This window comes from Hominiventricola aquisgranensis (assembly GCF_040096225.1).
Taxonomy (GTDB): Bacteria; Bacillota; Clostridia; order Lachnospirales; family Lachnospiraceae; genus Hominiventricola; species Hominiventricola aquisgranensis.
In genome coordinates this window covers 88,049-110,284 of the sequence record NZ_JBBMFC010000003.1, presented here as the reverse complement: position 1 = coordinate 110,284, position 22,236 = coordinate 88,049, and the positions used below count along the sequence as shown (strand labels likewise).

24 protein-coding genes are annotated in these 22,236 nt (G+C 45.9%); 1 reads left to right on the top strand and 23 read right to left on the bottom strand.

The window, feature by feature from the left end; all coding sequences use genetic code 11:
- Positions 1-57: 57 nt before the first annotated feature.
- The 15 genes from groL to mtaB form a co-directional block, all read right to left on the bottom strand.
- Positions 58-1,677 carry a chaperonin GroEL gene (gene groL / locus WMO62_RS02515; RefSeq protein ID WP_147602231.1) on the bottom strand — a complete coding sequence of 540 codons (1,620 nt, stop codon included), beginning with the start codon at positions 1,675-1,677 and terminating at the stop codon, positions 58-60.
- A 39-nt stretch (positions 1,678-1,716) separates the two neighbouring features.
- Entirely contained in the window at positions 1,717-2,001 is a 285-nt protein-coding gene (locus WMO62_RS02510; protein ID WP_117497280.1) for a co-chaperone GroES, read from the bottom strand.
- A 127-nt stretch (positions 2,002-2,128) separates the two neighbouring features.
- On the bottom strand, positions 2,129-2,923 hold the full coding sequence (gene codY / locus WMO62_RS02505; protein WP_117497283.1) for a GTP-sensing pleiotropic transcriptional regulator CodY: 795 nt from the start codon (positions 2,921-2,923) through the stop codon (positions 2,129-2,131).
- A gap of 111 nt (positions 2,924-3,034) precedes the next feature.
- Positions 3,035-5,047, bottom strand: coding sequence for a type I DNA topoisomerase (gene topA, locus WMO62_RS02500; protein ID WP_349143704.1), 2,013 nt, complete (start codon positions 5,045-5,047; stop codon positions 3,035-3,037).
- Complete coding sequence (dprA, locus tag WMO62_RS02495; RefSeq protein ID WP_349143703.1) at positions 4,995-5,954, bottom strand: DNA-processing protein DprA; 960 nt, start codon at positions 5,952-5,954, stop codon at positions 4,995-4,997. The genes topA and dprA overlap by 53 nt, the downstream gene beginning before the upstream one ends.
- Entirely contained in the window at positions 5,951-7,492 is a 1,542-nt protein-coding gene (locus tag WMO62_RS02490) for a YifB family Mg chelatase-like AAA ATPase (RefSeq protein ID WP_349143702.1), read from the bottom strand. The genes dprA and WMO62_RS02490 overlap by 4 nt, the downstream gene beginning before the upstream one ends.
- 90 nt (positions 7,493-7,582) lie before the next feature.
- Positions 7,583-8,206 (bottom strand): RNA polymerase sporulation sigma factor SigK, encoded by a 624-nt coding sequence (gene sigK, locus WMO62_RS02485; protein ID WP_117497292.1) that lies wholly within the window; start codon positions 8,204-8,206, stop codon positions 7,583-7,585.
- 83 nt (positions 8,207-8,289) lie between these two features.
- Positions 8,290-9,516 carry a peptidase U32 family protein gene (locus WMO62_RS02480; protein ID WP_349143734.1) on the bottom strand — a complete coding sequence of 409 codons (1,227 nt, stop codon included), beginning with the start codon at positions 9,514-9,516 and terminating at the stop codon, positions 8,290-8,292.
- Positions 9,510-10,172 (bottom strand): O-methyltransferase, encoded by a 663-nt coding sequence (locus tag WMO62_RS02475; protein WP_118509925.1) that lies wholly within the window; start codon positions 10,170-10,172, stop codon positions 9,510-9,512. Before WMO62_RS02475 ends, WMO62_RS02480 begins: the two co-directional genes overlap by 7 nt.
- Positions 10,169-10,540, bottom strand: coding sequence for an endolytic transglycosylase MltG (locus tag WMO62_RS02470; RefSeq protein WP_349143701.1), 372 nt, complete (start codon positions 10,538-10,540; stop codon positions 10,169-10,171). The genes WMO62_RS02475 and WMO62_RS02470 overlap by 4 nt, the downstream gene beginning before the upstream one ends.
- Before the next feature lie 81 nt (positions 10,541-10,621).
- Positions 10,622-12,286, bottom strand: coding sequence for a ribonuclease J (locus WMO62_RS02465; RefSeq protein WP_117497300.1), 1,665 nt, complete (start codon positions 12,284-12,286; stop codon positions 10,622-10,624).
- Positions 12,287-12,317: 31 nt separating this feature from the next.
- Positions 12,318-12,575, bottom strand: coding sequence for a DUF1292 domain-containing protein (locus WMO62_RS02460; protein WP_117497302.1), 258 nt, complete (start codon positions 12,573-12,575; stop codon positions 12,318-12,320).
- On the bottom strand, positions 12,576-13,007 hold the full coding sequence (gene ruvX / locus WMO62_RS02455) for a Holliday junction resolvase RuvX (RefSeq protein ID WP_117497305.1): 432 nt from the start codon (positions 13,005-13,007) through the stop codon (positions 12,576-12,578).
- Positions 13,008-13,013: 6 nt separating this feature from the next.
- Positions 13,014-13,277 (bottom strand): IreB family regulatory phosphoprotein, encoded by a 264-nt coding sequence (locus tag WMO62_RS02450; RefSeq protein WP_117497307.1) that lies wholly within the window; start codon positions 13,275-13,277, stop codon positions 13,014-13,016.
- Positions 13,278-13,355: 78 nt separating this feature from the next.
- Positions 13,356-14,663 (bottom strand): tRNA (N(6)-L-threonylcarbamoyladenosine(37)-C(2))-methylthiotransferase MtaB, encoded by a 1,308-nt coding sequence (gene mtaB / locus WMO62_RS02445; RefSeq protein WP_349143700.1) that lies wholly within the window; start codon positions 14,661-14,663, stop codon positions 13,356-13,358.
- A gap of 110 nt (positions 14,664-14,773) precedes the next feature.
- On the opposite strand from mtaB, the gene WMO62_RS02440 reads away from it, so the two are divergent.
- Positions 14,774-15,007 (top strand): HPr family phosphocarrier protein, encoded by a 234-nt coding sequence (locus WMO62_RS02440; RefSeq protein WP_117497311.1) that lies wholly within the window; start codon positions 14,774-14,776, stop codon positions 15,005-15,007.
- 57 nt (positions 15,008-15,064) lie between these two features.
- On the opposite strand, the gene thiI is transcribed toward WMO62_RS02440, so the two are convergent.
- The 8 genes from thiI to metA all read right to left on the bottom strand — a co-directional run bounded on the left by thiI (position 15,065) and on the right by metA (position 22,235).
- The gene (gene thiI / locus WMO62_RS02435) at positions 15,065-16,243 is read right to left on the bottom strand and encodes a tRNA uracil 4-sulfurtransferase ThiI (protein ID WP_118439199.1); all 1,179 of its coding nucleotides are present in this window, start codon (positions 16,241-16,243) and stop codon (positions 15,065-15,067) included.
- A 24-nt stretch (positions 16,244-16,267) separates the two neighbouring features.
- Entirely contained in the window at positions 16,268-17,422 is a 1,155-nt protein-coding gene (locus WMO62_RS02430; protein ID WP_117497314.1) for a cysteine desulfurase family protein, read from the bottom strand.
- Between the two features lie 6 nt (positions 17,423-17,428).
- Entirely contained in the window at positions 17,429-18,199 is a 771-nt protein-coding gene (locus tag WMO62_RS02425) for a 16S rRNA (uracil(1498)-N(3))-methyltransferase (RefSeq protein WP_349143699.1), read from the bottom strand.
- 11 nt (positions 18,200-18,210) lie between these two features.
- Complete coding sequence (gene prmA / locus WMO62_RS02420; RefSeq protein ID WP_349143698.1) at positions 18,211-19,167, bottom strand: 50S ribosomal protein L11 methyltransferase; 957 nt, start codon at positions 19,165-19,167, stop codon at positions 18,211-18,213.
- Positions 19,168-19,225: 58 nt separating this feature from the next.
- A complete protein-coding gene (locus tag WMO62_RS02415) occupies positions 19,226-19,885 on the bottom strand; it encodes an HAD hydrolase-like protein (RefSeq protein ID WP_118509931.1) in 660 nt (219 codons plus the stop codon).
- A gap of 3 nt (positions 19,886-19,888) precedes the next feature.
- Positions 19,889-20,776 carry a LysR family transcriptional regulator gene (locus WMO62_RS02410; protein WP_349143697.1) on the bottom strand — a complete coding sequence of 296 codons (888 nt, stop codon included), beginning with the start codon at positions 20,774-20,776 and terminating at the stop codon, positions 19,889-19,891.
- 203 nt (positions 20,777-20,979) lie between these two features.
- Positions 20,980-21,261: a hypothetical protein gene (locus WMO62_RS02405; protein ID WP_118509935.1), complete on the bottom strand. Its 282-nt coding sequence runs from the start codon at positions 21,259-21,261 to the stop codon at positions 20,980-20,982.
- 56 nt (positions 21,262-21,317) lie between these two features.
- Positions 21,318-22,235, bottom strand: a complete 918-nt coding sequence (gene metA, locus WMO62_RS02400; RefSeq protein WP_349143696.1) for a homoserine O-acetyltransferase MetA — start codon at positions 22,233-22,235, stop codon at positions 21,318-21,320.
- Between the last annotated feature and the right edge of the window lies 1 nt (position 22,236).

Genomic DNA, 22,236 nt, shown 5'->3' with positions numbered 1-22,236 from the left:
GGACATTGTCTTTTGACAATGTCCTTTTTTCTATTCACACAGATGCTGATGTATTCCTTACATCATACCCATTCCGCCGCCAGCCGGAGCTGCCGGAGTCTCTTCTTTAATATTAGCCACACAAGCCTCTGTGGTCAGGAATGTAGATGCAACGCTGGTAGCGTTCTGCAGAGCGGTTCTGGTAACCTTAGCCGGATCCAGAATACCTGCATCTACCATGTTCACATACTGCTCGTTGTAAGCATCAAATCCTACACCAACCTCAGACTCACGTACTTTGTTGATGATAACTGCACCTTCCAGACCTGCATTAGCTGCAATGTGGAACAGCGGAGCCTCCAGAGCTTTCAGAATCACTTTACCACCTGTCTTCTCATCACCTTCCAGAGTGTCAACCAGTTTTGCAACCTCTTTGGATGCATGAATGTAAGCAGATCCACCACCGCAGATGATACCCTCTTCAACAGCTGCTCTTGTAGCTGCCAGAGCATCTTCCATACGAAGTTTTGCTTCTTTCATCTCAGTCTCCGTAGCAGCACCCACACGGATCACTGCAACGCCACCTGATAATTTTGCATAACGCTCCTGCAGTTTTTCTTTGTCAAACTCAGACTTGGTGTTCTCGATCTCAGCTTTGATGGTCTTGATACGGTCTGCGATTGCAGCTTTATCACCCATACCATCAACGATCACTGTGCTCTCTTTCTGTACTTTTACAGATTTAGCACGACCAAGCATCTCAATAGTAGCATCCTTCAGTTCCAGACCAACCTCTTCAGAGATTACAGTACCACCTGTCAGAATTGCGATATCCTGCAGCATTGCTTTTCTTCTGTCACCATAACCCGGAGCTTTTACTCCAACAGCGGTGAAGGTTCCACGCAGTTTGTTCAGAACCAGAGTGGTCAGAGCCTCTCCCTCGATATCCTCTGCGATGATCAGAAGCTTCTTGCCAGACTGTACTAACTGTTCCAGTACCGGAAGAATCTCCTGAATATTGGAAATCTTCTTATCGGTGATCAGGATGTACGGATCATCCAGAACTGCTTCCATCTTCTCGGTATCAGTTGCCATATATGCAGAAATGTATCCACGGTCAAACTGCATACCTTCTACAACATCCAGCTCGGTCTGCATGGTCTTGGACTCTTCAATCGTGATAACACCGTCGTTTGCAACCTTCTCCATGGCATCTGCAACCATATCACCTACTTTATCATCACCAGCAGAGATTGCTGCAACTCTTGCCATCTGATGTTTTCCTGATACTTTGCTGCTCATGGAAGCGATTGCTTCAACAGCTTTGTCAGTTGCCTTCTTCATTCCTTTTCTCAGAACAATCGGGTTAGCTCCTGCTTCCAGGTTCTTCATTCCTTCGTGGATCATAGCCTGTGCAAGTACAGTAGCAGTTGTAGTACCATCACCAGCCACATCGTTGGTCTTGGTTGCAACTTCTTTTACAAGCTGTGCTCCCATATTCTCGAACGGATCTTCCAGCTCAATCTCTTTTGCGATCGTAACACCGTCATTGGTGATCAGCGGAGCACCGAACTGTTTGTCAAGAACTACGTTTCTTCCTTTCGGTCCGATCGTCACGCGAACGGTATCTGCAAGTTTATTTACACCGGCTTCCAGTGCTTTTCTGGCGTCTACGCCATATTTTAAATCTTTAGCCATGATAATTTCCCTCCTGAAATCAATCTGTAATCAAATATTTTATTCAACAATTGCGAGAATGTCGCTCTGTTTTACAATGATGTATTCTTCGTCATCAAGTTTTACTTCATTACCTGCATACTTGGAATAGATTACCTGATCGCCTACCTTTACCTGCATGGTAACTTCTTTACCATCTACCATTCCACCAGGTCCGACTGCGATAACCTCAGCATTTTCCGGTCTTTCCTGTGCTTTTGCTGCAAGAATGATTCCGGATTTGGTAGTTTCTTCTTTTGCACTCTGTTTTAATACGACTCTGTCGCCTAAAGGTACTAACTTCATGATAATTCCTCCTGATCGATGTTCTTTCAATTTATTAGCACTCACTTTTATCGAGTGCTAACCTTTAGTCATTATATTAGTATGCTTATCCGAAAATGTCAATGGGGAAATGAAACTTTCTAAAATTTTAATATTTTCTGGCAATCCCTTTTTTTTCCTCAATCTGACGGAGTTCATCAAATACCGCATCGTTGATCACCTTGATGTTGGTTCCTTTCATTCCAGATGAACGGGACTCGATCACACCTGCACTCTCAAATTTTCTCAGAGCATTGACGATCACAGATCTGGTGATGCCTGCCTTGTCTGCAATACGGCTTGCCACCAGTGTACACTCCGTTCCCTTCATCTCACCAAAGATCAGAAGAATTGCTTCCAGCTCAGTCACAGACAGAGTACCGATCGCAGACTGTACGATCTGACGTTTACGGATCTCTTCTGCATTCTCCTCATGAACGGATCTCATCATCTCCAGTCCGACTACAGTAGTTCCATACTCACTTAAGATAATATCATCAATTTCATAATCTTTTTCATATTTATAGAGGAACAAAGTTCCCAGTCTCTCACCGGCAATATCAATAGGTGCTACCAATGCCTGATATTTTCTGATATTTTCAAATTCAAATCCAAGAGTCTGAAGATTTACATTCTCCTTGGTGGAAAGGATACCCAGCAGACGCTCATTGAGCAGCGGATCGATCAGCCCACCCACACGGTCAACGATCAGTTCATGGATCTCATCCACACCATGATACTGGCTGATGCCCAGAACTTTTCCTTTTTTACTGATCACAAGCACATTAGATTCCAGAATATCTGACAGCACACTGCAGATATCATTAAATACTACTTTGCTGGAATTATTATTATGCAGAAGTTTATTAATTTTTCTTGTTTTGTCTAATAATTGTACGCTCATCTTTCTTCTCTCTCCCATAACGTAAAAAGTGCAGTCACTCCCGCAACCGCACTTTCGATACTAGCACATATTTTCTGAAATTTCAATAAAATTCTGAAATTTCTGACATTTTTAATCTTTCACAGCTTCACCTGCTGTTTCCGTCTGTTCCTTCGGTGCCTCCGGTCGTTTCCATGACACAAAATCACAGTCCGGATAGCCTTCACAGCTATAGAATTTCCGTCCTTTGGAAGATCTGCGAAGAACGATCTCTTTTCCGCATTTCGGACATTTCACACCGATCTTCTCCAGATAAGGCTTGGTGTTGCGGCATTCCGGGAATCCCGGGCAGGCAAGGAATTTACCATGAGGACCATATTTCACTACCATGTTGCGTCCGCAAAGTTCGCAGACCTCATCAGACACCTCATCTTCGATCTTCACTTTCTGAAGATCTTCTTCTGCCTTTTCCACTGCTTCTTCCAGATCTGGGTAGAAATTGCTGACAACTGTCTTCCAGTTGACTACACCCTCTTCCACTTTATCAAGCAAAGACTCCACATTGGCCGTGAAATCAGACTCCACAATACTTGGGAATGCCTGTTTCATAATATGATTTACCACTTCCCCAAGCTCAGTCAGATACAGATTTCTTCCTTCTTTTGCCACATAACGACGGGCAATGATCGTACTGATGGTCGGTGCATAAGTACTGGGGCGTCCAATGCCAAGTTCTTCCAGCGTCTTAACCAATGCAGCCTCTGTATAATGGGCAGGCGGCTGTGTGAAATGCTGTTTGTCCTCAAATTCCAGAAGCTGAAGCTCTGAATCTGGTCCCAGTTCTTTCAGAAGAGACGGGTTATCACTCTTCTCTTCATCCTGCACATAAACAGACATAAATCCATCAAATGCAACAACAGACGCAGATACAGTAAAACGATAACCTGCTCCATCGATCTTCACACTGGTAGTATGGTACTTTGCATCTGCCATACAGCTTGCAGCAAACCGCTTCCAGATCAGCTGGTAGAGACGAAACTGATCTCTGGACAGAGATTCTTTCACTTTCACCGGCAGTCTGCGGATGTCTGTAGGGCGGATCGCCTCATGTGCATCCTGGATCTTACGGTCCGGCGCTTTCTTGGTCTCACCATGACGCAGATAATTCTCGCCATAAGTCTCACCAATATAGGAAACTGCCTGTGCAGCAGCTTCATCAGATACACGGGTGGAATCCGTACGTAGATACGTGATCACACCAACCGTTCCCTGTCCCTCAATATCGATTCCTTCGTAAAGCTGCTGAGCCAGCCGCATGGTCTTTGATGTAGAAAAATTCAGCACCTTGGAAGCTTCCTGCTGCAGAGTACTGGTAGTAAACGGAAGCGGTGCTTTCTTAGTACGTTCTCCTTTTTTCACATCTGTCACAGAAAATGCTGCATTCTTCAGAGCAGCCAGCACCTGATCCATCTCTTCTCTGGAGTGGATCTCCATCTTTTCTTTGGTAGTTCCATAGAATTTTGCCGTCACCGGCTTCTTCTCACCAGTCACCTTAAACTGTGCGTCCAGGCTCCAATACTCTTCCGGTACAAATGCATTGATCTCTTCTTCCCGGTCTGCAATGATCCGGAGCGCTGCAGACTGTACACGGCCTGCACTTAAGCCTCTCTTAACCTTTGCCCACAGAAGCGGACTGATCCGGTAACCCACCATACGATCCACCATCCGGCGCGCCTGCTGCGCATCCACCAGATCCATATCAATCTGACGGGCATGCTTTAAAGATTCCTTCACAGCTGTCTTTGTGATCTCATTGAAGGTGATCCTGTACATTTTTTTATCTTCCAGTCCCAGTGCTTTTGAAAGATGCCAGGAAATAGCTTCTCCCTCGCGGTCAGGGTCAGTTGCCAGATATACTTTATCTGCCTTCTTGGCTTCCTTGCGAAGCTTTGCCAGGATCTCTCCTTTTCCACGAATGGTTATATACTTGGGTTCATAATCATGATCTACATCGATTCCAAACTGACTTTTAGGGAAATCCCTCACATGTCCGTTGGACGCCATGACTTCATAATTGGCTCCCAGAAACTTTTTAATTGTCTTCACCTTTGCCGGTGACTCCACGATTACTAAATACTTCGCCATCGATGATCCTCGAATCCGTCCTTACATATTCATTCTTGCGGATCTCCCTGATATGTCCTCCAAGCTGCAAAAGCACCAGTGTCTGAAGTACCTTTGTTGTGGGAAATCCTGTCTTTTTCACCAGTTCATCCAATGATACCGGTTGTAAACGTATCCAACTATACACGATATTTTCATCCTTTGCAAGTAAAACTTTCCCGTTCTTTCTATTTTTACACCTTCCATTTTTTGTCATATGCAGTGCTTCCAGCAATGTCTCCGGACTGTCTGCCAATCCCGCTCCCTGCTTTAAAAGGTTTAAACATCCCCGGCTCAGTTCATCCGTGATCCGCCCGGGAACCACATAGACATCCTTTCCCTGTTCCAATGCCTGGTCGGCTGTAATCAAAGATCCGCTTTTTTCTCTGGCTTCCACCACCAGAACCAGATCTGCAAGGCCGCTGATGATCCGATTCCTTGCCGGAAAAAATCCTGCCAGAGGGGGACGCCCGGGTTCCTGTTCTGAAATGATTCCACCTCGCTTCTCCTGAAGGATCCAATCATACAACTTACGATTTCCTGCCGGATAACACACATCCACACCACATCCCATCACTGCATAGGTCTCACCTCCACCTTCCAGTGCTCCGGTGTGGGCTGCTGTATCAATTCCCCACGCAAGACCGCTGATGATCTGTATTCCATTGGCGGCCAGTTCTGCCGAAAACTGTCTGGCAATATTATCCCCGTAGGATGTAGATCTTCTGGCTCCCACCACCGCTACCGACGGACGTGATGGATCCGGAAGCCCTCCAAGTACATACAGTGTCTTCGGCATTCCTTTATAGGGTCTTAACTTTTCAGGGTACTCTATGTCTTCTTGTTGAATCCATTGTATGCTGTTTCTTCTATTATATATGTCTCTCATCCAAAAGGTTCCTCCCAGATATTATGATCCATGGTTCGATACCCGACAGCCTCAAGAAGATGAGGTGTTCGGATCTCCTTGCTTCCTTCCAGATCCGCAATCGTTCTGGCCACCCGGATGATCCTGTAATATCCTCTGGCACTGAGTCTCAGAGATTCAAATGCCTGCTCCATAATGCCAGTTTCTTCCGTTCCCAGAGGACATAGATTCTGGATTACACGGGTCGTCAACTGAGAATTAAACTGAATCCCCACCTTCTGGTATCGTTCCTGCTGACGTCTGTGTGCCGCCAGCACCCGACTTCGAATCGCCTCTGAACTTTCATTTTCTCTTTTTCCAGTCAGTTCTCCATATTCTACCGGTGAGATTTCTGTGCAGATATCGATTCGATCCAGAAGCGGGCCAGAGATCCGCTTCAGATAGCGGCTGATATCTCCCGGCAGGCAATTGCAGCGGGTGCGATCCGGATAAAAACCACATTTACAAGGATTCATTGCAGCCACCAATTGAAAATGCGCCGGAAAAGTATATTTCCCATCTGCCCGGCTGATGGTGATAACACCATCTTCCATAGGCTGCCGAAGTGTCTCCAGCACATTTCGATGAAATTCTGGCAGTTCATCCAAAAACAACACACCTCTGGTCGCAAGGCTTAGTTCTCCCGGCAGAATATGCCGTCCGCCTCCTGCCAAAGCAGATACCGAGACTGTATGATGAGGGGCACGAAAGGGTCTGACTCCCACCAGCCCCTGTTCTCCGGTCATCAGACCACAGGCACTGTACACTCTGGACACCTCCAGACTTTCCTCCAGCGAAAGACTGGGCAAAATCGTAGGTATCCGCCTTGCGATCATGGTCTTGCCTGCCCCCGGACTCCCCACCATCAGAAAATTGTGCATCCCTGCAGCAGCGATCTCTGCTGCCCGTCGCACCGCTTCTTGACCATTTATCTCCCGGAAATCTTCCGGAAATTGCTTGTTTTGTGTGATTGGTATCCGGGATTTTGATAAATTGACTGCAGGCGCTTTATTTTTCAGCAGACAATCAATCAGTTCTTCCACCGAATGAATGCCCCAGACCTCCATTCCAGCCACGGCCTGTCCTTCTCCTATGTTGTCCGCAGGAATCAGACACCTTCTTACACCCCGCTCTGATGCCAGCAAAACCGTCTGCAGAATCCCCGGAACCGGACGGACCGCTCCGTTCAGCCCCACTTCGCCTACGATCATGCTATCCTCAGAACACTCCTGCGGCAGAACTCCCAGTGCAGTCAGCAATGCAGCTGCCACAGGAAGATCAAACCTGGTCCCTTCTTTTCTTAGATTGGCAGGCGACAGGTTAACTGTCACTCTACGCGGCGGAAAGCTGATGCCTGTATTCCGAAGAGCTGTTCGGACCCGGTCTGCTGCTTCTCTCACTTCTGGTGACAAGTCACCCACCATGCAAAACTGAGGCAGTCCATCACAGATATCTGCTTCCACCTGCACTGGATATGCCTCGATTCCCAGCACTGCTGCTGATAATATGGTACTGAACATATTTTCCTTTCTGGATCTTGTATTTGGAACTGGCTGCGATATGCATTCAGATTTTAGACGATTTCAGTATAACATAATTTTTTTCAGAGCTCAATCCTGAAAATGCTCCCGCAGGCGCTGCAGAGCATTTTTCTCAATTCTGCTGATATAAGATCTGGAGATTCCCAATTCTTCTGCAATCTCCCGCTGGGTATATTCCTTTCCTTGGTAGAGACCATAACGCATGATCAGCACCTGTCTTTCCCGGGGAGTGAGCACACGATCCAATAAGGTATAGATCTTCCTGGTATCATCTTTCAGTTCGATCACATCCAACGCTTCCGGATCCTGGCTCTCCATAATATCCAGCAGTCGGATCTCATTTCCTTCCTTATCTGTACCGATGGGCTCATAATAGGAGGATTCTCTGGATATTTTCTTTCGGACCCGGAGATACATAAGGATCTCATTTTCCACACAACGGGCTGCATAGGTTGCCAGCTTACTGGCTTTTTCCTGATCAAAGGTATCTACTGCCTTAATAAGCCCAACAGCTCCGATGGAGACCAGTTCCTCCATATCTGCTTCCATCATCTGATACTTTTTTGCAATGTGTGCCACCAGACGAAGATTGTACTCGATGAGCACCTGTCGTGCCTTTTTATCTCCATTCTGAAGCCGTTTAAGATACTGCTTCTCTTCTTCCGCCGTAAGTGGTTTCGGAAAAGTTTTCAAAAAAAGACACCTCAGTGCGGATTTAATACATCTTATGTAAAAATCCACACGAAAGTGCCTTTCCACTTTTTCTTAATTTGTCTTTATTCGCTTCTTCTGAGCAGATCCATTTCATCAGGAATATCCCGCAGCTTCACTTTCAATGCCTGTCTGGCATGTGGAGCACTCTCCTGCTCATTTCCTTCCAGATCCCAGATGCCTTCTACCACAGTCTCAATGTTGCGGCCATCCGGCTTCATGATCTCAATGATCTCGCCCACAGAAAATTTATTTTTCTGCTCCAGATCAAAAACACCATTTTCATCCGCTTTTCCGGTAATTCCCAGATAAACATAATCCTTTTCATAGGTATTGCTGTCATAGATCTGCGCAGTATCATCTGGCTTTCCATAGAAAAATCCGGTGGTAAATCTTCGATAAGTGCAGCCTGTGATCTGCTGCTCGTACCATGGAAGATTTTTTTCATAAACCTCTCTTCCCTGAGCCAGATCATCCAGTGCCTTGCGGTAAGTTCTTGCCACCGTTGCCACATAAAGTGCAGTCTTCATACGACCCTCGATCTTCAGGCTATCCACACCTGCTTCCACCAGATCCGGCAGATGATCGATCATGCACAGATCTTTGGAATTAAAGATGTAAGTTCCTCTCTCATTTTCATAAACCGGCATATATTCTCCCGGTCTGGTTTCCTCTACAACGGAATATTTCCAACGGCAGGGATGGGTACAAGCTCCCTGATTGGCATCTCTTCCGGTGAAGAAATTGCTGAGCAGACATCTTCCAGAATAAGAGATGCACATGGCGCCGTGGACAAATGTCTCAATCTCCAGGCTGTCCGGAATATGATCTCTGATCTGACGGATCTCTTCCAGTGACAGTTCTCTTCCCGTCACTACACGGACCGCACCCTGTTCCTGCCAGAACAGAAATGTCATATAATTTACATTATTTGCCTGGGTTGAAATATGAATGTCGATCTCCGGGCATACTTCCCTTGCAATCATGAACATCCCCGGATCTGAAATGATCAGTGCATCCGGTCCGATTGCTTTTAATTCTTTGAAATATTCTCTTGCTGCATCAAGATCCCGGTTATGTGCCAGAATATTAGCTGTCACATAAACCTTTACTCCATGCTCATGGGCAAACTGAATTCCCTCCGCCATGTCCTCCATGGAGAAATTCTTTGCTTTGGCACGAAGACCAAATGCTTCTCCGCCGACATAGACTGCATCAGCTCCAAATGTGACCGCAACCTTCAGCACTTCCAGGCTGCTGGCCGGAATCAATAATTCCGGAAATCTCATAATTGTTCCTCTTTTCTATCTTTCACAGAAACTGCCACTCCATCTCCGACCGGAAGAATGGAAGTTGTCAGTTCCTGATTGTGAGTCAGTTCGTACAGGTATTCTCTCATCCGGGCATGGATTGTCCGGTTTCTTCTCTCCACTGCAAAACGGGACTGGATCAGATCACCATCCTGCAGCACATTGTCAGACACCAGATATCCATCCTGCTCCAGCAGACGCATCAGTTCCGGAAAGTAGTGGATATACTGCGCCTTTGCTGCATCCACAAAGATAAAATCATAAGGACCATCAAGAGTCTTGATGATCTCCATGGCATCTCCCTCCAGCAATGTGATCTGATCACATTTACCAGCTCTTTCAAAATTATGCTTTGCAACAGGAATGCGCTTTTCATAATTCTCAATAGTCGTCACATGGCAGTCAGATGGTGCATATTCGCACATGAGCAATGCTGAAAATCCAACAGCCGTTCCCAGTTCCAGAATCCGCCGGGGTTTCTTCTGCTTTAACAGAAGTTTCAAAAGGCTCTGGGTCTCCACCCGAATGATCGGTACATAGTCCCGCAGTGCTTCCTGCTCAATGGTATCCAGAAGTTCTGTATTCCCTGTATACAATGACCGGATGTAAGAAGCAGTTCTGTTCTCCTCAAGGATCATGATTCTTCATCCTCCTCGGTCTTCTCTTCTCCGGCAAGGATCTTCATGATCCGTCTGGGTGTCATGGATGTATTCAGTTCGTAGGTTCCCGGCTTAAGTTTATCATCGTAATCTGTCAGCTTCAACTGAATCTGGAATGTTCTGCTGTCCGTGATCAGACCACGGCTCTCCAACAGCTTTGCGATCTCCTTGTTGCCCATATCCGAAGTCACGGAAACTTTCACATCCCGTCCCGGTTCCGGATCCACCGCTGCATCTGAAACGACATGATAAGCAAAATCATATGCTGTCTGTCCGACGCGCCAGATTGCAGCGATCACCAGCAAGACAATCGCCAGACGTAAAAGACCTATGCCCACTGACATCATCAGACTTTCCGTACTGCTCTTTTTACTTTTTTTCTTCTGTCCTTTGCCGCTGCGGCGGCTGTTCTGCTTTCCGGTCAGAGTTTACACCTCCATAATAATCGGAAGAATCATCGGATTTCTCTTGGTCTTCTTACGGATATAATCTCCCAGAGAATCCTTCATAATATTCTTCATCTTACCCCAGTCTGTGATTCCACGATCCAGACATTTCTCCACAGCATCGTAGACAACAGCTCTTGCCTGCTCCATCAGATCCTCAGATTCTCTTACATAGACAAATCCGCGGGACACAATATCCGGTCCACTGAGCAGCTGATTGCTGTGTTTTTCCAGGGTCAGTACAATGATCATAATACCGTCCTCAGCCAGATGCTGACGGTCGCGCATAACGATATTTCCTACATCTCCCACACCAAGTCCATCTACAAAGATTGCTCCTGTGTGTACTTTATCTACTACTTTTGCAGAATTATCGTCCATCTCAATCACATCTCCGGAATGGAGGACGAAAATATTTTCCTTATCGATACCCATCTGACTGGCAATACCTGCCTGGGCTTTCAAATGACGGTATTCACCATGAACCGGAATTGCATATTTCGGATGTACCAGCGAATAAATCAGCTTGATCTCCTCCTGGCAGGCATGTCCGGATACATGCGCATCCTGGAAAATAACATTGGCACCTTTTGCTGACAGTTCATTGATTACGCGGGAAACTGCCTTTTCATTTCCCGGAATCGGATTGGAACTGAAGATAACCGTATCTCCCGGCATAATATGCACTTTCCGGTGCAGATTCTGTGCCATACGAGACAGGGCTGCCATTGACTCTCCCTGACTTCCGGTAGTGATCAGTACCGTGGACTCCGGCGGATAATTGCCAAGCTGCTCAATATCAATCAATGTATTATCCGGAATCTGGATATATCCCAGTTCCGCTGCTGTAGTGATCACATTGACCATGCTCCGGCCTTCCACAACAACTTTTTTATTATTCTTATAAGCAGCATTGATGATCTGCTGCACACGGTCAACATTGGACGCAAAGGTCGCAACGATAATTCTGGAGTTCACATGTTCTGCAAACAGTGCATCCATGGTACGCCCTACGGTCTTTTCAGACATGGTAACGCCCGGACGCTCTGCGTTGGTACTGTCACACATGAGCGCAAGAACACCCTTTTTACCAATCTCACCAAATCTCTGCAGATCGATACTGTCACCGAATACCGGTGTATAATCTACCTTAAAGTCACCGGTGTGTACTACAATACCTGCCGGTGAATAGATAGCAAGTGCAGATGCATCTGCAATGCTGTGATTAGTCTTGATAAATTCCACACGGAACTGCCCCAGATTGATGGACTGTCCATGACGTACCACTTTTCTTCTGGTGGTGCGAAGCATATTGTGCTCCTTTAACTTACCTTCAATCAGCGCAATCGTCAGCTTCGTGGAATAGACCGGCACGTTAATATCCTTCAGAATATAAGGAAGTGCACCAATATGATCCTCATGCCCATGAGTGATCACAAAACCTTTCACTTTATCAATATTCTGCTTCAGATAAGTCACATCAGGTATCACCAGGTCGATTCCCAGCATATCGTCCTCCGGGAATGCCAGACCGCAGTCCACAACAACTATACTGTCTTCAAATTCGAAAGCAGTTATATTCATTCCGATCTGTTCCAGGCCGCCCAGCGGAATGATACGCAATTTTGAGTTGTTCACATTTTTCAAAAAATTTAACCTCCTGTTTTATTCATAGTATTTATCGTTCGATGTCCACATCGTCCAAAAGCTGTTCAAACACAGCTAATAGTCCTTCCTGTTCCTGTTCATCCTCTACGATCTCATAGAGACTCTCACGTTCTTCGTCACCGGCAACATCACGAAGGATCAGGCATTCTCCATCCTCATCCTCAGAATCTGCTACCAGCAGATAGTTCACTCCGCCTACGCGGGTCTGTTCTAATACATAAAATTCTTCGGTTGTTCCGTCTTCCCCCTGAAAGGTCAGTTTTTCCATTTATTCACTCCTGTTTTTTCGATAATCCAGATATCCCTGCAAAATCATGGATGCAGCGATCTGATCCACATACTCTTTCCGATGCTCTCTTCGCACACCGCTTTCCATCAGCACCTGCTCGGCAGCTACTGTTGTCAGACGTTCATCCCACATGACAACAGGCAGACCTGTCCGCTTCTTCAGCATCTCTGCGAATTCCAGCGATTTCTCAGCCCTGTCCCCTGTGGTATTATTCATATTCTTTGGAAAGCCGAGTACAATCTCTTCTACCTCGTATTCCAGACACAATTCCTGGATCCTGGCCAGTGTACGGCGCAGCTTGTTCTCCTGCTCACGGCAGATTGTCTCGATGTTCTGTGCGGTAAGAAGAAGCGCATCACTGACAGCGACTCCAACTGTTTTGGAGCCGTAATCAAGACCCATTATTCTCATCCGCTCTTATTCCTTTACTGTTTTCTCCACATATACCCGCAAAAGCTCTTCTACAAGCTCATCCCGCTCTACCTTCATAATGAGACTTCTTGCGCCTTTGTGGCTGGTGATGTAGGTCGGATCTCCCGACATAATATACCCTACGATCTGATTGACCGGATCATAGCCCTTCTCTGTCATAGCCTGATATACTAACTGAAGAACTTCTGACACCCTGATCTCCTGATCGGACTGTATCTTGAAATATTGTGTATTATCCAGTTTTTTCATCATCACACATCCTTAACGTGTAGTCTAACAATATCTTACTATAATCCTCTTATAAATTCAACCGCAACTTTCCCTGCATCATCTCCGCAACTTTCCCTGCATCATCTCCTGGTCACGGAATCCATCTACGAAAACCTGCACTGTCTGATTCGTTAAAGATTCGTCCTGAGGCACTGCAACCTTCACATATTCCCTGGTATGTCCCACCTGCCAGCATATGCCGTCAATCTCCTGTGCCTCTTCCATCAACACTTCCACGGTTGTTCCGATCAGACGGTTTCTGTAATTTTTACTGTTTTCCCGATGTAATTCAAGAAGTTTTTCACTGCGCTTTGTCTTGATCTGCTCTGGAATCTGGTCCGGCATGCGGTCTGCTCTGGTACCTTTTCTCCGGGAATATTTGAACACATGAGTTTCATAAAACCGGATCTTCTTAATAAACTCCACAGTAGTCTCAAATTCCTCTTCCGTCTCTCCCGGGAATCCAACGATCACATCGGTGGTTAATGCCGGTTCGTCAAAATGAGCCCGCAGTCTGTCGCAGCAGGCGAGAAACTCTTCCGTATCATATTTTCGGTTCATACGCTTCAAAGTCTCGTCACATCCACTCTGCATGGACAGATGAAAATGCGGACAGAGTTCTTTCACAGATGCCAGCCCTTCCACAAATTCTTCAGTCATGATCCGCGGTTCCAGCGAGCCCAGACGAATCCGTTCGATTCCATCTATCGCCGCGATCCGTCGGATCACATCCAGCAGATTTTCATTTTCCAGATCTACCCCGTAAGAGTCCAGATGAATACCAGTCAGGACGATTTCTTTATAACCACCCACTGCCAGACGTTTTGCCTCTGCTTCAATATCTTCGATCTTCCGGCTTCTTACCCGTCCTCTTGTATACGGAATAATACAATAGGTACAGAACTGATTGCATCCATCCTGGATCTTCATATATGCACGGGTATGCTCTGCTGTGTGGGACAGGCTCAGTTCCTCATATGTGTGTTCTCTTGTCAGATCATGGATATGGGAAGCATCGTGTTCTTCCTCCCATGCCTTTAAGATCTCTGGCAGATTGGCTTTTTCATTATTTCCGATCAGAATATCCACCGAGCTGTCCTGCAGCAGTTCCTGCCCTGCCGCCTGCACATAACAACCAGCCGCGATCACTACCGCATCCGGATTCATCTTTCTGGCACGATGAAGCATCTGTCTGGATTTCCGATCTGCAATATTAGTCACGCTACAGGTATTGATCAGATAGACATCCGCCTTTTCACCAAATGGCACGATCTCATAGCCATGCTTTTCCAGAATTTCCTGCATCGCTTCTGTTTCATATGCATTTACCTTGCAGCCAAGATTGTGCAGTGCCGCTTTTTTCATAGTATTCCTCCTGCATGGCTCTTCATTTTTTCACAACTTCTCATTGACTTTCTTGTTCCAAGTATTTAATATGGTAGTATATGATAATAAACAAGGAGGAGAAATGTATCATGAAGACCGTTCATATTTCTTTAAATTCAATTGATAAAGTAAAAGCTTTTGTAAATGACATCACCAAATTTGATAATGATTTCGATCTGGTATCTGGTCGCTATGTCATTGATGCGAAATCTATCATGGGTATCTTCAGTCTGGATCTTTCCAAGCCGATTGAGCTGAATATTCACTCCGAGGGCAATGTAGATGAGATCCTTAGTGTCCTGCAGCCGTATATTGTAGACTAATTACATAGGTCTGATGGCATCAGCGCGAGATGTGAATCCACATCCCGCGCTTCTTTTTTATTTGATCTCAATAATTTCCTCGGTTGCAAATGCCCGTTCCATCATCTGATCGATTTCTTCCTGCAGAAGAATCTCAGACTTACGGATCAGATCCACTCTCGGCTTGGTTACTGGATGTTTTGCCACAAAAGTGGTACAACAGTCTTCATATGGAAGAATAGAAGTCTCATATGTATTGATCTTCTTTGAAATCGTTACAATATCTTCCTTGTCAAATGCAATCAGCGGACGGAATACCGGAAGGGTACATACATCGTTGGTTGCCGCAAGACTCTGCACAGTCTGACTTGCCACCTGACCGATACTCTCACCGGTGATCAGTGCCAGACAGCCGGTATCAATTGCCAGCTTCTGTGCGATCCGCATCATATAACGGCGCATAATGATCGTCAGCTCATCATGAGGACACTTTTCATAAATGTACATCTGGATATCAGTAAAGTTGATCACATGCAGGCGGATCGGTCCTGTGTATCTGGAGACCAGACGGGCAAGATCTACCACCTTTTGTTTTGCACGCTCACTGGTATATGGCGGTGCATGAAAATATACCGCATCAATATATACACCACGCTTTGCAACCATATAGCCTGCTACCGGGCTGTCGATTCCACCAGACAGCAACAGCATGGAACGGCCATTGGTTCCCAGCGGCATTCCTCCAGGTCCTGGGATCACCTCTGAATAAATACCAATATTATGGCGAAGCTCCACATGCAGAATCACATCCGGGTGATGTACATCCACTTTCATGTTCGGAAACTGATCCAGGATCCGTCCACCAAGCTCTGCATTCACTTCCATGGATTCCATCGGAAAACGCTTATTGACACGACGGGTCATAACTTTGAATGTCATGGTTTTATCACCATACATTTTCTGCATATAATCCAGCACAGTTTCAGAAAGTGCCTCAAACCCGTGATCTTCTGTCAGAACCACCGGACAGATTCCCACAATACCGAAGACTCTCTTCAGTGCTTCAATGGTCTCATCATAGTCAAAGCTTCCTTCTGCCTCCACATAGATACGACCCTGTTCTCTGATAATATGAAATGTACCGTCAGTCTCCGCAAGTACTTCTTTCATGCGGTCCACCAGTGCATTTTCAAATACGTAACGGTTCTTGCCTTTTACGCCGATCTCACCGTATTTAATTAAAAAAGCCTGAAACATTTATTTTTCCTTTCTCTTGTTGGATCACCGGCGTACAAACCGGCGAAGAACCGGCAGAAGCTCTGAAAGTTCCTGCAGGCAGTAATCGATTTCTTCCTCTGTTGTATCAAAACAAAAACTGAACCGCAGCGTACTTCCCAGCAGTTCTTTTGGAAGATGCATACTGGATAAAGTGTGACTCACTGCAGGTTTATTAGATGAGCAGGCAGAGCCTGCAGACACATAGATTCCCTTATCTTCCAGCGCATGCAGTAGCACTTCGCTGCGCACTCCTGCAAAACTGACACTGACGATCTGCGGCGCACTGTCTCTTCCGGTGCGTCCGTTGACTCTCGTATCTGGCAGCTTCTTCACACCTTCCACAAAATGGTCTTTCAATGCGTACAGGCGGTCGATCTTCTCATCCAGGTTTTCGTAACAGCACTTGGCAGCCACTGCCATTCCTGCATCTCCCGGCACATTTTCCGTACCGGAACGCATACCGTTCTGCTGACCGCCGCCAAACAGAATGGGACGGATCTTCACCCGCTTATTTACATATAAAAGTCCCACACCTTTCGGTCCATGGATCTTATGACCGCTGACTGACAACAGATCAATTCCCTGTCGATTCGGATAAATATGATATTTTCCATAAGCCTGAATCGCATCCACATGAAACAGGATCGCAGGATTCTTTTCCCTGATGATCTTTCCAATCTCTTCAATGGGCTGCACAGCTCCCACTTCATTGTTCACATACATGCAGGATACCAGAATCGTCTCTTCGCAGATAGCTTCCTTCAAGGCATCCAGCGATACCCTGCCATCTTCATCCACCGGAAGATATGTCACACGGAACCCCTGCTCTTCCAGATATTTCATGGTGTTTAATACAGATGCATGCTCCACCGATGTAGTGATCAGATGATTACCTGCTCTGCGGTTCGCCATGGCACATCCGATCAATGCCAGGTTATTAGATTCTGTTCCTCCAGAGGTGAAGTAGATTTCTTTCTCATTCACCTTCAGATTTGAAGCAAAAAATGCTTTTGCCTCTTTGATATATTTTTCTGCTTCTACTCCACGCATATGCATAGAAGAAGGATTTCCATAATCTTCCCTCATAATATGCACCATCTTGTCCGTCACTTCTTCAAGACATCTGGTAGTCGCCGAGTTATCAAGATATGCTTCCATCTTACATTACTCCTCCAGCTGGAACATGAGCACCGAAAGGATACAAAGACCCGCTGTCTCTGTACGCAAAATGCGTTTCCCCAGGGTCACCGGTGCAAATCCCGCCTCCATACTCTGCTCTACTTCTGTTTTTTCAAGACCACCCTCCGGTCCGATCATAATACCTATGGACTGTCCCGGCAGAATGGTCTTCAATCTATTTCTTGTCCGCTCCATAGGAGTCTCTTCCGTGCCGGACAACAGTTCATCTGCACACTCATAGGGAATCAGTTTCACATCCAGTTCTTCGGAAAGCTTCATAGCCTCCCTGTAGCTGACCGGCAGTTTCACCTCTGGAACGACTGCCCTGGCGGACTGTTTGGCCGCGCTCTCCGCAATGGCCTGCCAGCGTTTCACCTTACTTTGCGCTTTCTTCTCATCCAGCCTGACTACGCAGCGTTTCGATGCCACCGGAACGATCCTTGATGCTCCAAGCTCAACGGCCTTCTGAATGATCAGTTCCATCTTATCCCCTTTGGGCAGACACTGGAACAAGGTAATCTCCGAACGCAGCTCCGAACTTACCCGACTCTTCTCCAGAATCTTTACCTTTACTGTCTCTGGCAGAAACTCCTGCGCACTGCACCGGTATTCAGAACCAAATCCATCACTGACCGTCAGTTCCTCTCCCTGCTTCATGCGCAGCACATTTTCAATATGATTCACATCTCCGCCCAGGATCTCAATATATTCCTGCTCTTCATGAATCTGAAAAGGTTCTACAAAAAAATGATACATACTTCCATTCCTTAATTCTTACGGGCTGTTACAGATACCCACTCACCCTGGTGGGTCACTTCCAGCACTTCCAGTCCTGCTGCTTTCACGGCTTCCACAACGACCGTTTCCTTATCATCTATAATACCGGAAGTAATGTAGATACCGCCTTTTTTCAACTGATGGATCACTACTGGTGTCAGCGGCAGCAATACCTCTGCCAGAATATTGGCAGTGACAATATCATATGCCTCTTCTCCTGCCTCACTCTGCACCTTCGGATCATCAATGATATTTCCAAGAATCACATCATACTGATCTTCCTTCAGACCATTGACTTCCATATTCTCTTTCACTGCTGTCACTGCACATGGATCAAGATCTGTTCCCAGTGCATAACCTGCTCCCAGCTTCAAGGCTGCGATCGACAGAATTCCACTTCCGGTTCCCACATCCAGGATCCTGTCTCCGTCTTTCAGGTATTTACGGATCTGACGGATGCAGAGCTGTGTAGTCTCATGCATACCGGTGCCAAATGCAGTTCCCGGATTGATCTGGATCAGAAGTTTATCTTTGTCTTCATCTTTCAGTTCCTCCCATGACGGTTTGATCAGAATGTCATCCACATAGAACTGATGAAAATACTGCTTCCAGTTGTTGATCCAATCTTTATCCTCCGTCTGAGAAGCCTCAATCGTGGCTGCTCCCACATCCACGCCCCAGCTGCGGATCTCATCCAGTCCTCTCTGGACAGCTGCCAGCATCTCTACATTGTCCTGATCCGGCTCCAGATAAAAGCTGATCTTCGCAACTCCATCATCTGCCGGTCCTTCCGGAAGAATATCCACGAACATCTGGGATTTATCCTTCTCAGAAAGTGGAATCTTATCCTCAATCTCGATGCCTTCGATTCCCGCATCCATCATCATGCTGCTGATCAGATCTTCTGCCTCGGTCGTTGTTGTCAACGTATATTTATTCCATTTCATGGTTATTCCTCCTGTTTTCCGTATTTATCCCGACTTCATATCATAACACAGACTCTGCTTAATGTGCAAGAATATAATCGGTCAGTTCCTTCATGCTGTGTACCACACCAATCGCACCAGCTGCCTCCAGCTCACCTTCCGGCGCAAATCCCATGGCATTTCCCAGACACGGAATGTGAAATACAGCCGCTCCTTCCACATCGTGTTTCCGGTCTCCAACCATAAGGACCTTATCCATCTCTTCTTCTGGCAAATTCAATCTGTGAAGCAGTTCCTCTATCACCTTGTATTTTACACAGCGACTCTCGTCCAGACTTCCTCCACAGATATAATCAAAGCATCCATCAATGCCAAATGCTTGCAGCGTCGTCAGTACATGAACCTCCGGCTTGGAAGATGCCGTACACAGGATTCTGCCATCCTTATGAAGCGCATCAAGCATCTCTCTCACTCCCGGAAACAATTTATTCTGATGAATACCATACTTGTCAAAATACTCCCTGTAATAAATAGTTCCCTGTCTTGCCTCATCCAACGTAAATCCATAAAACTCCGGGAAAGACTCTGTCAGAGGCGGTCCGATAAACCGCTCCAGTTTTTTCAGATCCGGTTCTTCTATCCCCATTTTGGAAAGTGCATACTGCACTCCTTTGGTAATGCCTTCTCTGGAATCCCACAAAGTTCCATCCAGATCAAAAAATATGTACTTGTATTTCATAATCTATTGCTCCTCCTCTGCTTTCTTCTGAAAGCTCTCTAAAATATAACTCTGCATCTTCTGTACTGCCGGTGCCAGTACATCAGACCTCACATAGGCCAGTACAATGGTTCTCTTTTCCTCTACTTCCAGCGGGATCACTTCTACAGGAAACGGAATATTCCGGATCACCAGCTCCGGCATAAGGCAGACGCCAAAACCACCCATGACCAGTGATACTGCGGACATATCATCTGCAATGTAGCTTCCGCCTCCACCTGGCAGGTCATACTTGTTCATCACATGATTCACATCTGCGTCACAGCCTTCCCTCTGGGTTACAAAACGCTGTTTTTTCAGTTCCTCAATGGTAATATATCCTTCATTCTCAGTCTTGAAGCCCTGCGGTGCCACGCAGATGATCTTGTCCTGATAGATAGGTGTACAGGACAGATCTCCTGCACTGGTGGATGAAAGGAATCCCAGATCTACGATTCCATCCTTCAGCCACTGATATACATCATCATAACTTCCCTGATAAATATCAATTCGAATATTCGGATAATCCTTTTCAAAACCTCTGAGCAGACTTGGCATCCATTCTACGCAGGCACTGTTGAAGGTACCGATCCTAACAACACCCTTTTCCATACCACCAATCTGTGCCACCGCCTGCTGGAAATACTCCTCACTGTTCTGCACATTTTTAATATAGGGAAACAATTCCTTTCCATAATTAGTCAGATACACGCCCTGCTTACTTCGGATAAACAGCGCTGATCCCAATTCCGTCTCCATGGAAGCCACCGCATGGCTGATGGCTGACGGTGTCAGATTCAGAACCTGTGCAGCCTTCTGAAAGCTTTCCTGTTCCACCACTGCCAGAAATACCTGATAGGCTAATAAAGTCATATCTTTCTCTTCTCCTTGAATATTTTTCATTTCAAACATGAAAAAAATGAATTTTACTTATCTATAAAACTATACTATTATATACTCATAAAGTCAATATCAGGAGAAAATCCTTTTGTTGTATAAAATGTGTTTGCGATGAAAAATGGAAGGCTATATGCCTTCCATTTTTCAATTTAGATGTACAAAAGGAACTTCTCACATCAGCTCTCCATAATCAGTTTTCTTCCATCCCCCAGAAGCCACTCATAGATTTCATCCAGTCCTTCTTCTGAAAACGCAAAATCTTTACTGATCTTCTGTTCGTCCGGCGTATGCTTCCATGCATATGGCTCCGGCCAAACGGTTACACGCAGATAATCCTGCGCCTCTTCTTCCTCTCCCACCGTCACTTTGCCGATCCAGAACCGGATTCCCCGGTCTGAACCGGTAAATGCTTCTTTTTTATAAAAAGGCAGATGAAACAAGTCGATTCGATCCATCATAATGATTCTCCTTTAAATGTCACTGTCTGCAGCCACCCGCGATATATGCATTTTGTTTACTTATCATCTTCCCATATATATGGTGTCAGCTGGTATACGTAATAATTTAACCAGTTGGTGTACAGGGTATTTGCATGAGCACGCCACTGCAGAGCCGGGCGCCTGGAATCATCGTCATCCGGGAAATAATTTTTCGGCAGATCAATAGGCAGTCCCTTCGCCTTATCACGCTCATACTCCTTCTGGAGAGTGATCCGGTCATATTCCGGGTGGCCCATGACGAAGATCTTCTTTCCGCCTTCTGCCATACACAGAAATACACCTGCTTCTTCTGATTCTGCCATGATCTTCAGATCCTCGCATGCTGCAATGTCTTCTCTCGGGATCGCAGTATGGCGGGAATGCGGTGCTACAAAATAATCGTCAAATCCTCTGACCAGCGGTTCTTTCCGATTCAGCACCTTATGTGTATAAAGTCCGAACAGTTTCTTTGGCAGCAGCACTTTCTCCAGACCATAGTAATAATGAAGTGCTGCCTGTGCTCCCCAGCAGATATACAGTGTAGATGTCACGTGTGACTCACACCAGGCAAAGATCTCCCGAAGCTCTGTCCAGTAATCCACCTCTTCAAACTTCATCTGTTCCACCGGTGCACCGGTGATAATCAGACCGTCAAATCTCTTTTTACGAACTTCTTCAAAGGTCTGATAAAACTTGTTCAGATGGCTCTTATCTGTATTTTTAGATTCATGATTGCTTACTGTAATAAATGTCACATCCACCTGCAATGGTGTATTGGAAAAACTTCTGAGAAGCTGAAGCTCTGTATCCTCCTTCAGCGGCATCAGATTCAGGATTCCTACTTTCAGTGGTCGGATCTCCTGGCTGAGTGCACGGCTCTCATCCATAACGAAAATATTTTCTTTTTCCAGTATTTCTTTTGCCGGCAAATCATTCTGTATTCTGATTGGCATA